At 61.8% G+C, this 12,280-nt stretch carries 10 protein-coding genes and 1 pseudogene (1 of these 11 cut by a window edge); 7 read left to right on the top strand and 4 right to left on the bottom strand.

Annotation, left to right across the window (positions count from 1 at the left end; translation table 11 throughout):
* Positions 1-212: 212 nt before the first annotated feature.
* Positions 213-1,493 (top strand): O-acetylhomoserine aminocarboxypropyltransferase, encoded by a 1,281-nt coding sequence (locus EOB80_RS21865; RefSeq protein WP_127329665.1) that lies wholly within the window; start codon positions 213-215, stop codon positions 1,491-1,493.
* A 6-nt stretch (positions 1,494-1,499) separates the two neighbouring features.
* Complete coding sequence (locus EOB80_RS21860; protein ID WP_127320386.1) at positions 1,500-1,850, top strand: cupin domain-containing protein; 351 nt, start codon at positions 1,500-1,502, stop codon at positions 1,848-1,850.
* A 91-nt stretch (positions 1,851-1,941) separates the two neighbouring features.
* Here the strand turns inward: EOB80_RS21860 and EOB80_RS21855 are convergent, their stop codons facing one another.
* Together EOB80_RS21855 and EOB80_RS21850 are read right to left on the bottom strand one after the other, a co-directional pair.
* On the bottom strand, positions 1,942-2,754 hold the full coding sequence (locus EOB80_RS21855; RefSeq protein ID WP_127329663.1) for a transporter substrate-binding domain-containing protein: 813 nt from the start codon (positions 2,752-2,754) through the stop codon (positions 1,942-1,944).
* Complete coding sequence (locus EOB80_RS21850; RefSeq protein ID WP_127329661.1) at positions 2,723-3,973, bottom strand: cytochrome P450; 1,251 nt, start codon at positions 3,971-3,973, stop codon at positions 2,723-2,725. The genes EOB80_RS21855 and EOB80_RS21850 overlap by 32 nt, the downstream gene beginning before the upstream one ends.
* Positions 3,974-4,076: 103 nt before the next feature.
* On the opposite strand from EOB80_RS21850, the gene EOB80_RS21845 reads away from it, so the two are divergent.
* Positions 4,077-5,180 carry an FAD-dependent oxidoreductase gene (locus EOB80_RS21845; RefSeq protein WP_127329659.1) on the top strand — a complete coding sequence of 368 codons (1,104 nt, stop codon included), beginning with the start codon at positions 4,077-4,079 and terminating at the stop codon, positions 5,178-5,180.
* A 17-nt stretch (positions 5,181-5,197) separates the two neighbouring features.
* On the opposite strand, the gene EOB80_RS21840 is transcribed toward EOB80_RS21845, so the two are convergent.
* Positions 5,198-5,788 (bottom strand): hypothetical protein, encoded by a 591-nt coding sequence (locus tag EOB80_RS21840; protein WP_127329657.1) that lies wholly within the window; start codon positions 5,786-5,788, stop codon positions 5,198-5,200.
* 338 nt (positions 5,789-6,126) lie between these two features.
* On the opposite strand from EOB80_RS21840, the gene clpP reads away from it, so the two are divergent.
* The 4 genes from clpP to hupB all read left to right on the top strand — a co-directional run bounded on the left by clpP (position 6,127) and on the right by hupB (position 11,619).
* On the top strand, positions 6,127-6,756 hold the full coding sequence (gene clpP / locus EOB80_RS21835; RefSeq protein WP_013532191.1) for an ATP-dependent Clp endopeptidase proteolytic subunit ClpP: 630 nt from the start codon (positions 6,127-6,129) through the stop codon (positions 6,754-6,756).
* Between the two features lie 297 nt (positions 6,757-7,053).
* Positions 7,054-8,328: an ATP-dependent Clp protease ATP-binding subunit ClpX gene (gene clpX, locus EOB80_RS21830; protein ID WP_013532190.1), complete on the top strand. Its 1,275-nt coding sequence runs from the start codon at positions 7,054-7,056 to the stop codon at positions 8,326-8,328.
* A 308-nt stretch (positions 8,329-8,636) separates the two neighbouring features.
* Complete coding sequence (gene lon, locus EOB80_RS21825; protein ID WP_127320392.1) at positions 8,637-11,048, top strand: endopeptidase La; 2,412 nt, start codon at positions 8,637-8,639, stop codon at positions 11,046-11,048.
* A gap of 298 nt (positions 11,049-11,346) precedes the next feature.
* Positions 11,347-11,619 (top strand): DNA-binding protein HupB, encoded by a 273-nt coding sequence (hupB, locus tag EOB80_RS21820; protein ID WP_127268007.1) that lies wholly within the window; start codon positions 11,347-11,349, stop codon positions 11,617-11,619.
* A 145-nt stretch (positions 11,620-11,764) separates the two neighbouring features.
* Here the strand turns inward: hupB and EOB80_RS21815 are convergent.
* Positions 11,765-12,280 (bottom strand): annotated as a pseudogene (locus EOB80_RS21815) (aldo/keto reductase); it runs 523 nt beyond the window's last position.

The raw sequence follows: 12,280 nt of genomic DNA, 5'->3' as shown, positions 1-12,280 counted from the left end.
AAGTGCGCGGCGGTTTTTGGATAACGACGTGCACCAAAAGCAAGGCCTGATGCGCAATGCGCCTTGGGCGCAAAATTATTCCTTAGACCAGTGCATTTTCTCGGGCCTCGGCCGCAGATCGTTCGCCGAAGGGCATTTTCTTCTTTGCATTCGCGCTCATGCTTCGCCAAGAATGCCCGGCGATTTCAAGAGTTTCAAAAGGGAGGTTTTCAGTGACCCGCACGCCAGGTTTCAACACGCTCGCCGTCCATGCCGGTGCCAAGCCCGATCCGGCGACCGGCGCGCGTGCCACGCCGATCTACCAGACGACCTCCTTCGTCTTCGACGATGCCGACCATGCCGCGTCGCTGTTCGGGCTCAAGGCCTTCGGCAACATCTACACCCGCATCATGAATCCGACGCAGGCGGTGCTGGAAGAGCGCATGGCGGCCCTCGAAGGCGGCACGGCGGCACTCGCGGTCGCTTCCGGCCACGCCGCGCAGGTGATCGTGTTCCACAATCTGATGCAGCCGGGCGACAATTTCGTTGCCGCCAACAAGCTTTATGGCGGTTCGATCAACCAGTTCGGCCATGCCTTCAAGAATTATGGCTGGGGGGTGCGCTGGGCCGACACCAACGACATCTCGACCTTCGAGAGCCAGATCGACGACAGGACCAAGGCGATCTTCATCGAAAGCCTGGCCAATCCGGGCGGCACTTTCGTCGACATCGAGAAGATCGGCGACATCGCGCGCAAGCATGGCCTGCCGCTGATCGTCGACAACACGCTGGCTTCGCCCTACCTGATCCGGCCGATCGAGCATGGCGCCGACATCGTCGTCCATTCGCTGACCAAGTTCATCGGCGGCCACGGCAATTCGATCGGTGGCGCCATCATCGATGGCGGCACCTTCGACTGGTCGAAGTCGGGCAAATACCCGATGCTGTCGGAACCGCGTCCCGAATATGGCGGTCTTGTCCTGCACGAAACCTTCGGCAATTTCGCCTTCGCCATTGCCGCGCGCGTGCTCGGCCTGCGCGACCTCGGCCCGGCGATCTCTCCGTTCAACGCCTTCCTCATCCTGACCGGCCTGGAAACCTTGCCGCTTCGCATGCAGCGCCACTGCGACAACGCCGTGACGGTCGCCGCCTGGCTATCCAACCACCCCAAGGTCGCTTCGGTGAACTATCCAGGCCTGCCGACCGACAGGAACAATGCGCTACAGAAGAAATACTCGCCGCAGGGCGCCGGTGCCGTGTTCACCTTCGCGCTGAAGGGCGGCTATGACGCCGGCGTCAAATTCGTCGAGGCGCTCGAGTTGTTCTCGCACCTGGCCAATGTCGGCGACACCAAGTCGCTGGTCATCCACCCGGCCTCGACCACGCACCGCCAGCTTTCCGACGAGCAGAAGGTCAAGGCCGGCGCAGGACCGGACACGGTGCGGCTTTCGATCGGCATCGAGGACGTCAACGACATCGTCGCCGACCTCGAACAGGCGCTAGCCAAGGTCTGACCGATCATGAGCGAGTCAAAATTTCTTGCCATCGGCGTCGACAGTGTCGACGCCGAACAGGGCGCGCCGGCGCCGGATCGGCTGATCTCGGGCGATCCCAAATTCCGCACCTGGAATGTCGAGGAGCGCGACGGCGGCCTTTACGCCGGCATCTGGGAATCGACCCCGGGCAAATGGCGTATCGTCTATGACGAGTGGGAGTTCTGCCATATCCTGTCCGGCGTTTCGGTGATCGCGGAAGACGGTGGGCAGGCGCGCACCGTCAAGACCGGCGACAGCTTCGTGCTCAGGCCCGGCTTCAAAGGCAGCTGGGAAGTGCTTGAAACGACTCGCAAGGAGTATGTGATCAGGCTCTGATGCATGTCGCCCAAAGTGGCCCGGTTTTGGGAGAACGACATGCATAGAAACAAGGGCCTAAAGCGCGTCGCGCTTTAGGCATCGACGCTGATCAGACGATGCGGTCGATATCGCTGTCCGAGAATCCGTATCGCGCCATCATCCGTCGGTGCCAGTCGCTGCCCACCAATTCATCGAGGCAAGCATCGATGCGCCGGAGCAGGGCTGAATTGCCTTTGGCGATCGCGAAGGCACCGGCCGACGGCTGCTTTTCAATCGGGGGAACCTCGACAAGCCCAAGCGGCATATCGGGCCCCCGGGTCAGATAGCCTCGGTGCGCCATCGCAACGCTGGCGTAGGCGTGCACCGCGCCGCTGGCCACTGCGTCCGCCGCATCCGCCTGCGTTGCAAACGTCCTGACCTGCTCGGGCGCGATTCCGTTGTGCAACGCCGTAAGATGCTGAACCTGATCGGTTATGACACCAATCAACGCTGTCCGGTCCTCGGCAATGGATTGGTAGCCGCGAAAGCCACGCGGATTGTGTTTCGCGACCAGCAACCCGTCCTGCAGCGCCCAGATCGGCCGTGTGAAGTCGACAAGCTGCCTGCGCTCTTCGGAGACGAACAGGCCGGTCGTCATGGTCCAACGGCCCTCGACCAATCCCGGCAGCAGTTCAGCGAATTCGGTTTCGATCGGCTTAAAGCTCGCCAATCCGAGCATGTCACCGAGCCTGCGCGCAAGCTCGACGTCACAGCCTGAGACCTCGCCCAATGCACCTGCAAAGCAGAATGGCGGCTCTTCCAGGAAGGCGAATTTCAACTCAGTCAGGTCAGGCAAACCGGCGCCACCTATTTCCCCGGGCACAGTCTGAGGCAGCCCCGGCTTGTGGCCGTCAGAAGCCGACGGCGAGCGTTTCCAGCCCATGGAAATGGTAAGTGTCCCGAAAGCGCGCCTCTTCGGCAAGATGCAGCTTCGGATGCCGTTCGAACAAGGTTTTCAGCGACACCTGCAATTCGAGCCGGGCGAGCGGCGCGCCGATGCAGAAATGGATACCGGCGCCGAAGGAGACGTTCTTCTGGTCGGCACGGTCGGGCCGGAAGGCGAGAGGATCGGCGAAGGCGCGTGGGTCATGATTGGCCATGCCCAGCAGCAGCCCGATCGTCTGGCCCGGCTGCACGACGATGCCGGGCGCGACCTCGATCTCCTGATAGGCATAGCGCGCGAACATGTGCAGCGGCGCGTCGAAGCGCAGGCATTCCTCGACCGTTGCCGCGGTCGTTTCGGGCGAACCGAAGAAGCGGCTGACATCGCCACCTTGCATAAGAATCGCGCGGACGGCATTGCCGGTCTGATGCACGGTCGCTTCATGGCCGGCATTGAGCAGCAGGATCGCCGAGGACACCATCTCGTCCTCCGACAGCCTCTCACCGTCCTCCTGCGCCGAGATCAGCAGCGACAACAGGTCGTCGCCGGGATTCCGGCGTCGCTCGGTGACGTAGCCTCGCAGGAAATCGGCAAATTCGCTCGCCGCGCGGTTGGCCGTCTCTTCGATCGCGCGTGTGCGGCCATGCATGTACATGGCAACCATCTGGTGCGACCAGTCGAGCAGTTGCGGCCCCATTTCGACCGGCACGCCGAGCATTTCGGCAATGATGGTGATCGGCAAGGGCGCCGCGAAAGCAGGCAACAGGTCGACCGTCTTGCCTGGTTCGAAACGGTCGATCAACTCGTTGGCCAAAGCCTCGACACGCGGCCGCAGCCTTTCGACCTGGCGCGAGACGAAGGCGCGGTTGACCAGTGTTCTCAGACGCGTGTGCACCGGCGGCTCCAGTTCCAGCATCGAATTGGCTTCGATGCCGTCGAAGGCCCTGAGATGGCTGCGGTCCTGTCCAATGCCGCGGCTGTCTGGAATGCCGGCCGGGTTCTGCCGGCCGAAGCGGCGATCGCGCAGCAGCCGGTTGACGTCGTCGAAACCGCCAAAGCACCAGAAGCCGAATTCTTCCCAGAAGAATGCATTCGATACGCCGTGCAGGAAAGCATAGGCATCATAAGGGTTTTGAAAAAAGGCCGGCTCGTGCGGGTCGAGCCGCAGATGTCGAGTGGCTGGATCAAAGGCCAGGGCGGTAGGCGTCAATTTGCTCATGCCAGACCAATAGCGCGGCTTGCCAGCCTGGTTCCAGACCGTATGTTGGCGCCCGCAATCCAATATGTTGAGCCAGCCGACCGGCTGCGGAAAGTCTGATTTGATGAAGGTGATCGTTGTCGGTGCGGGTATTGCCGGTCTCTCGACGGCGTGGTCGCTGGTTAAGGCCGGCCACAGCGTTTCGATCGTCGAGCAAGGGCCGATCCCAAACCCGATGGCCGCGTCGGGCGACCATCATCGCATCATCCGCCGCGCCTACCGCGCGGGGACCGGCTACGGCCGGCTGATCACCGAGGCCTACCAGGCCTGGGACGAGATGTGGGCCGATCTCGGCGAAAACCATCTCGATCCCAGAGGATTTGTCTGCATTTCGCGCGAGCCGGGCGACGAGGCCGAGGAATATCGCGAGGGTCTGGAAGAAGGCAATTTTCCGTTCGAATTGCTGGAGCCGGATGCAGCCGTGATGCGCTGGCCGTTTCTGGAAGCCGGGTCGTTTCGCTACGCCTATTTCTCGACCGAAGGCGGCGCCCTGCATTGCCGCAAGATCGCGTCGGGCCTGGCAAAGTGGCTGCGCGCCAACGGCGCCAATGTCTACGAAAATAGCAAGGTCGTCGAAGTCGACGCCGAAGCCGGCCACATCGTGCTCGAAAACGGTGAGACCATGCAGGCCGACCGCATCGTTGTCGCCGCCGGCGCCTGGGTGCTGAAACTGTTTCCGGAGCTGGACGGCGAGCTGAAGACCTATCGAACCGCACTTGCCTATGTCGAACCGCCGGCCGACCTCAAGGCGGCCTGGCAGGCGGCACCGGTCGTCCTCGATGTCGGCGGCGCGATCGACGGCTATGTGATCCCGCCCTCCGGCGGCGCCGGCATGAAATTCGGGTCCGGGCTGCACAGGGTGCCGACCAGCGACGCCGATTGGAACCGTCAGCCGGTGGCGGGCGAGGGCGAGGCGATCCGCAACCTGTTTTCGCCGCCGATCGCCCGCATCGCGGAGTATCGGGTTACCGAGGTCGTCACCTGCGCCTACACCTTCACATCAGACGAAAAATTCATGGCGCATGAAAAGGGCAAATGCCTTGTTGTCTCGGCATGCTCCGGCCATGGCTACAAGTTCGGCGCGGCAGTCGGCCGGCGTGTTGCCGCTGCTGTCGGCGATGGGGATATCGCCGGCTTGAAGGCATGGCTGCGGGCGGAGGTCGCCTGACCGCCGCGGGGGATGGCCTAATCCCGGCAATGCCTGGGAATATGCACCCGCCGCCAGCCCGATGAACCCTCGCGAACCAGCACACGACGCGCGACGGTCTGGTAGGAGGCGGGAACATCGATGATGCGCCTTTGCTCCGGCCGCACCAGCACCTCCTGGGCGATCCTGTCGTATTGTGCGGGGATGACCACGCGCCGCGTGCGTTCGGGCTGGGTCACCACGGTTTTGGCAACACGTTCGTAGCGCGCCTTGTGCCAGACCTTGCACAGCACCTTGCGGCCATGGATGACGCGCCATTCCCAGGAATAGCCGCCGCCATCGATCCGGACCGTACGGTAGACCGTGCGGGTGACGGCCGGCACGACCTGGTAGGTCACTTGCGCCGGAACGGTCATCACGACGCGCTCGCGCGTGCCATAGATAGGGGCGATATAGTCGACCTGCTGACCGGGCGGACTGATCATCACGTCTTCATAGACCGTGTCGTAGACAGCCGGACTGCGGACCGGCTCATAACATTCGACGGCGCGGCCGCCGGCCGCCGTCTGCGAAATCGTGCCGAGCATGGTCAGCCCGGCAATGGTGAAGCATGCGGTTTTCCCGGGCATGACACTTCCCCTGTTGAACTCTACGCATAAGTTCAACGCTGAATTGTAGAGGAAGCCGTCTCGGAAAAAAGCGGTTTCGGCGCATTTCGTTAAGTGACGCGGTTAAGAAACTGCTACCTTGCGCGGCCGGCCATGCGGCTCCGGACCCGCGGAAGCATCCGCCGCCGCGAATCCTTGGTCAGAAACCTTGATTCGACTTACCCAGATGGCTAGGAGGGGTCGGCCTTGCACAAGGATGAGCCGGCATCCTATTTACGGAATAACGATCCAGAACCGATTCTGCCCGATCTGCCGGCATTCCCGGCGCCGGAATCCCAGCGCGAGATAAGAGATATCTGATGAAGAACCCCGTCGAAACCTACATGAACCTCGTTCCGATGGTGGTCGAACAGACCAATCGCGGCGAGCGGGCCTACGACATTTTCTCGCGCCTCCTCAAGGAGCGCATCATTTTCATCACCGGTCCGGTCGAGGACGGCATGGCGACGCTGGTCTGCGCGCAGCTTTTGTTCCTCGAAGCCGAAAATCCGAAGAAGGAAATCAACCTCTACATCAACTCGCCGGGCGGCGTCGTCACCTCCGGCATGGCGATCTACGACACCATGCAGTTCATCAAGCCGGCCGTGTCGACGCTCTGCATCGGCCAGGCGGCTTCGATGGGTTCGCTGCTCCTGACCGCCGGTCACAAGGACATGCGCTTTGCCACGCCGAACGCCCGCATCATGGTTCACCAGCCTTCCGGCGGCTTCCAGGGCCAGGCGTCCGACATCGAGCGCCATGCCCTGGATATCATCAAGCTGAAGCGTCGCCTCAACGAGGTCTACGTCAAGCACACCGGCAAGAGCTACGAAGAGATCGAGAAAACGCTCGACCGCGACCATTTCATGACCGCCGACGAAGCCAAGGATTTCGGCCTCATCGACAAGGTCATTTCGTCGCGCGAGGCGGCCGAAGGGGCGCTGGCATAAAGGCAAGTTGGCAGTTGGATGGCACCATCACGCGCTTTTGGCGCGTCTTGCGGCATTTCGGCCACAATTGGCTGTTCCCTCGGGGGACAGGATTGCCTACGTTAAGGCTATGTTGAGTTTCGGCGGCTTAGCTTTATGCGGGGTTGTCGCGAATCATTGCCACGTTTTCTGATTTGTGTTTCGTACGGAATGCGTTGCGGGAGCCGGGACACACTGGCGGCGGCGGATTCCCGCGATAGATAGAGTATGCGCCCTTTCAGCCAGACCATCGGCGGGCGGCCATGAAAGGACATGAAAATGAGCAAGGTCGGCAACAACAGCGGCGATTCCAAGAACACGCTTTACTGCTCGTTTTGCGGCAAGAGCCAGCACGAAGTGCGCAAGCTGATCGCCGGTCCGACGGTCTTCATCTGCGACGAGTGCGTCGAACTCTGCATGGACATCATCCGTGAAGAGAACAAGACCTCGATGGTGAAGTCGCGCGAAGGCGTGCCGACACCGCAGGAGATCCTCAAGGTTCTCGACGACTATGTCATCGGTCAGCCCTACGCTAAGCGCGTGCTGTCGGTGGCGGTCCACAACCACTACAAGCGCCTCGCGCATGCCGGCAAGAACAACGATGTCGAACTGGCGAAGTCCAACATCCTGCTGATCGGTCCGACCGGTTGCGGCAAGACGCTGCTTGCGCAGACGCTGGCCCGCATCATCGATGTGCCCTTCACCATGGCTGACGCGACGACGCTGACCGAAGCCGGCTATGTCGGCGAGGACGTCGAGAACATCATCCTGAAGCTGTTGCAATCGGCCGACTACAATGTCGAGCGCGCCCAGCGCGGCATCGTCTACATCGACGAGATCGACAAGATTTCGCGCAAGTCGGACAATCCCTCGATCACCCGCGACGTGTCGGGCGAGGGCGTGCAGCAGGCGCTCCTGAAGATCATGGAAGGCACCGTCGCCTCCGTGCCGCCGCAGGGCGGCAGGAAGCACCCGCAGCAGGAGTTCCTGCAGGTCGATACAGCCAACATCCTGTTCATCTGCGGCGGCGCCTTCGCCGGGCTGGACAAGATCATCTCGGATCGCGGCCGCAAGACCTCGATCGGTTTCGGCGCGGTCGTCGCTTCGCCGGAGGATCGCCGCACTGGCGATGTCTTCCGCCTGGTCGAGCCCGAGGATCTGTTGAAGTTCGGTCTTATCCCCGAATTTGTCGGCCGTCTGCCGGTTCTGGCGACGCTGGAAGACCTCGACGAACCGGCGCTGATCCAGATTCTGACCGAGCCGAAGAACGCGCTGGTCAAGCAGTATCAGCGGCTGTTCGAAATGGAGAATGTCGACCTGACCTTCCACGAGAACGCTCTTTCGGCGATCGCCAAGCGCGCCATCGAGCGCAAGACCGGCGCGCGCGGCCTGCGTTCGATCATGGAGGCGATCCTGCTCGACACGATGTTCGAGCTTCCCGCGCTCGAAGGCGTGCGCGAAGTGGTGATTTCGGAGGAGGTGGTGACCGGCAGTGCCCGGCCGCTCTACATCTACTCCGAGCAGAAGGAAAAGAAGGGCAATGTCAGCGCCTGACATGATGAGCCCGCAGCGAAATTCTGAAACGGCGCCGCAAGGCGCCGTTTTGCTGTCACACAGGGCTTTTGCGCGGCGTACGGCTTGGCGTCGCAAATGTGTCACTCGCGGACGGGTTGGAAGTGCGGATTTGGACACGCCCCTTGATCTTTGGGGGTCGTGCATCCAACTAACTGGAGAAGGCCGAGGTGCCCGATTTCTGTGCTGTAAAACTCCCGTCATAAACGGTGGTAGGCGGAACGATCCCCGGTCGTTAATATAAGATTCGCGGTTGGCTGATTGGCGGCCGCGACATGAAAGGTTGGACAATGGCCAAAGTATCCAAGGCACCCAGCGACGGCGTCTTCGCAGTTCTCCCACTGCGCGACATCGTGGTGTTCCCGCACATGATCGTGCCGCTCTTCGTCGGGCGTGAGAAGTCGATCAAGGCGCTGGAAGAGGTGATGGGTCAGGAAAAGCAGATCCTGCTTGCCACCCAGATGAATGCCGCCGACGACGATCCCGAGCCCGATGCCATCTTCGACATCGGCACGCTCGCCAATGTGCTGCAATTGCTCAAGCTGCCCGACGGCACCGTCAAGGTTCTGGTCGAAGGCGCTTCGCGTGCGAAAATCGTCTCGTTCACCGACCGTCCCGACTTCCACGAGGCCCGCGCCGCGGCGCTGGTCGAGCCGGAAGAGGAAGAGGTCGAGGTTGAGGCGCTGGCGCGTTCGGTCGTCACCGACTTCGAGAACTACGTCAAGCTGAACAAGAAGATCTCGCCCGAAGTGGTGGGTGCAGCCAGCCAGATCGACGACTATTCCAAGCTCGCCGACACTGTTGCCTCGCATCTCGCCATCAAGATCCCTGAGAAGCAGGAAATGCTGGCCACGCTCTCGGTCAAGGAGCGGCTGGAAAAGGCTATGGGCTTCATGGAAGCCGAAATCTCCGTCCTGCAGGTGGAGAAGCGCATCCGCTCGCGCGTCAAGCGCCAGATGGAGAAGACTCAGCGCGAATACTACCTCAACGAGCAGATGAAGGCGATCCAGAAGGAGCTCGGCGAAGGCGAGGACGGCCGCGACGAGGCCGCCGAGATCGAGGCGCGCATCAAGAAGACCAAGCTCTCCAAGGAGGCCCGCGAAAAGGCGGAAGCCGAGTTGAAGAAGCTCCGGACGATGTCGCCGATGTCGGCTGAATCGACCGTCGTGCGCAACTATCTCGACTGGATCCTGTCTATTCCGTGGGGCAAGAACTCCAAGGTCAAGCAGGACCTGGCTTTCGCGCAGAACGTGCTCGACACCGATCATTTCGGCCTCGACAAGGTCAAGGAGCGCATTGTCGAGTATCTCGCCGTGCAAAGCCGCCAGAAGAAGCTGAAGGGGCCGATCCTGTGCCTCGTCGGCCCTCCCGGCGTCGGCAAGACCTCGCTCGGCAAGTCGATCGCCAAGGCGACTGGTCGCGAATTCATCCGCATGGCGCTTGGCGGCGTGCGTGACGAGGCCGAGATCCGTGGCCACCGGCGCACCTATATCGGCTCGATGCCCGGCAAGGTCATCCAGTCGATGAAGAAGGCCAAGAAGTCCAACCCGCTCTTCCTGCTCGACGAGATTGACAAGATGGGCCAGGACTTCCGTGGCGATCCGTCATCGGCGTTGCTCGAGGTCCTCGATCCGGAACAGAACTCGACGTTCATGGACCACTACCTCGAGGTCGAATACGACCTGTCGAGCGTCATGTTCGTGACGACGGCGAACACGCTGAACATCCCGGCGCCCTTGATGGACCGCATGGAGATCATCCGTATCGCCGGCTACACTGAGGATGAGAAGATCGAGATCGCCAAGCGGCACCTGATGCCGAAGGTGATCCGCGATCACGCGCTGCAGCCGAAGGAGTTTTCCGTCGGTGAGGACGCGATCCGCGCCATCGTCCAGACCTACACCCGTGAAGCGGGCGTCAGGAGCCTGGAGCGCGAGCTGATGAAGCTTGGGCGCAAGGCGGTGACCGAGATCCTGAAGACGAAGAAGAAGACGGTGAGCATCACGGCGGAGAACCTCTCCGATTACCTTGGTGTCCAGCGCTACCGCTTCGGTCAGGTCGAGGCTGACGATCAGGTCGGTGTTGTTACAGGTCTTGCCTGGACGGAAGTCGGCGGCGAACTGCTGACGGTCGAAGGCGTCATGATGCCCGGCAAGGGCCGCATGACGGTGACCGGCAACCTGCGCGACGTGATGAAGGAATCGATTTCGGCGGCGGCCTCCTATGTCCGCTCGCGCGCCGTCGATTTCGGCATCGAGCCGCCGCTGTTCGACAAGCGCGACATCCACGTGCACCTGCCGGAAGGCGCCACGCCGAAGGACGGCCCGTCTGCGGGTGCTGCCATGGCGACAGCCATTGTGTCGGTACTGACGGGTATTCCGGTCCGGGCGGATGTGGCGATGACCGGCGAGATAACGCTTCGCGGCCGCATCTTGCCGATCGGCGGGCTCAAGGAGAAGCTGCTCGCCGCACTGCGCGGCGGCATCAAGAAGGTGCTGATCCCGGAAGACAATGCCAAGGACCTGGCGGAGATTCCGGACAATGTGAAGAACGGCATGGAGATCATTCCGGTCTCACGTGTCGGCGAGGTGTTGCGCCACGCACTGGTGCGTATGCCGGAGCCGATCGAATGGGTCGAACCGGTCAATCCGCCGGCCTCGACAGACAGTGCCGACGACGCTGGAAAGTCCCTGGCGCATTAGAGCGCCGGGCGTCCATCTGGACGCACAAAGGACGCTCTAACGCTCGGACTTGCGCATGGCCCTTTCCGAAAACCGGCGACGGTTTTCGAGGCCATGCGTTGGTTTTCGTCAAGGTTGCAGCGCACAAACGGAGAGCCGGGCCTAGAGCCCGGCTTTTTCATGTGAAAAACCCAGCATTTCCGGGCTTTTTCCGCTTTTTTCCTGCCTTTTCGACTTGGTTGCGGGAGCGCTTCTTTCTAAAGTCCGTTTCCTGCCGGATGAGTCGATAGTTCCGGTGTTCTCATGGAAGGGAATTGTTATGAACAAGAACGAACTGGTGTCCGCTGTCGCCGACGCCGCGAGCATTTCGAAGGGTGACGCGCAGTCGGCGGTCGATGCGGTATTTTCCGTGATCACCGGCGAACTGAAGAAGGGCGGCGATGTCCGGCTTGTCGGCTTTGGCAATTTCTCCGTGTCAAAGCGTGCGGCGTCGACCGGCCGCAATCCTCAGACCGGCGCCGAAGTGAAGATCCCGGCGCGCACCGTGCCGAAGTTCTCGGCCGGTAAAGGCCTCAAGGACGCAGTCAACTAAGCGTTTTTTCTTTTCAGAGACCAGAAAAGCCGGGCTTGCCCGGCTTTTCATTTTTTATAGCCTACGCAGGTACACGCGACCAGAAAAGCCGGGCTTGCCCGGCTTTTCATTTTTTGTGCCCGACGCTGACGCGACGGCGGCCGGCTTACGCGGTCGGCGCCTCGGTGCGCATAAGACCTTCCTTCTTGAGATCGGCCCAAAGCGCTGGGGGCAGTTTCGCATCGAGCAGCGAGCGATTGCTCTCGACTTCGCTCGGCCGCTGGCCACCGGGGACCACTGAGACGACCGAGGGGTGCAGCAGCGGGAATTGCAGGGCGGCCTCGATCAGCCTGACACCATGACGCTTGCAGACGTTTTCGATCCCGGCGACCCGATCGAGTATGTCCTTCGGCGCTTCCGAGTAGTTGTAGTAGGCGCCGGGCTTCGGTCCGGTCGCCAGGATGCCGGAGTTGTAGGGGCCGCCCAGAACGATGCCGATGCCGCGTGCCTGGCAGAGCGGCAGGAAAGAGGTCAGCGCCTCCTGTTCCAGGAGCGTATAGCGTCCGGCCAGCAGGAACAGGTCGAAGTCGCCGCGCTCGGCCAGCGTCTGTGCGACCTGCCACTCGTTGATGCCGCCACCGAACGCCTTGATCACGCCCTGGTCGCGCAGCGACAGCAAGCC

The organism is Mesorhizobium sp. M7A.F.Ca.MR.245.00.0.0 (assembly GCF_003997415.1).
GTDB lineage: Bacteria > Pseudomonadota > Alphaproteobacteria > Rhizobiales > Rhizobiaceae > Mesorhizobium.
This window is presented reverse-complemented; position numbering and strand designations above follow the sequence as displayed.

What these genes read in the sequence shown, in the direction of transcription:
- lon (WP_127320392.1), top strand. Translation starts at nt 8,637, where the DNA reads ATGGCCAAAGTATCCAAGGCACCCAGCGACGGCGTCTTCGCAGTTCTC.
- EOB80_RS21845 (WP_127329659.1), top strand. Translation starts at nt 4,077, where the DNA reads ATGAAGGTGATCGTTGTCGGTGCGGGTATTGCCGGTCTCTCGACGGCG.
- hupB (WP_127268007.1), top strand. Translation starts at nt 11,347, where the DNA reads ATGAACAAGAACGAACTGGTGTCCGCTGTCGCCGACGCCGCGAGCATT.
- clpX (WP_013532190.1), top strand. Translation starts at nt 7,054, where the DNA reads ATGAGCAAGGTCGGCAACAACAGCGGCGATTCCAAGAACACGCTTTAC.
- EOB80_RS21860 (WP_127320386.1), top strand. Translation starts at nt 1,500, where the DNA reads ATGAGCGAGTCAAAATTTCTTGCCATCGGCGTCGACAGTGTCGACGCC.
- EOB80_RS21850 (WP_127329661.1), bottom strand. Translation starts at nt 3,973, where the DNA reads ATGAGCAAATTGACGCCTACCGCCCTGGCCTTTGATCCAGCCACTCGA.
- EOB80_RS21840 (WP_127329657.1), bottom strand. Translation starts at nt 5,788, where the DNA reads ATGCCCGGGAAAACCGCATGCTTCACCATTGCCGGGCTGACCATGCTC.
- clpP (WP_013532191.1), top strand. Translation starts at nt 6,127, where the DNA reads ATGAAGAACCCCGTCGAAACCTACATGAACCTCGTTCCGATGGTGGTC.
- EOB80_RS21855 (WP_127329663.1), bottom strand. Translation starts at nt 2,754, where the DNA reads ATGGGCTGGAAACGCTCGCCGTCGGCTTCTGACGGCCACAAGCCGGGG.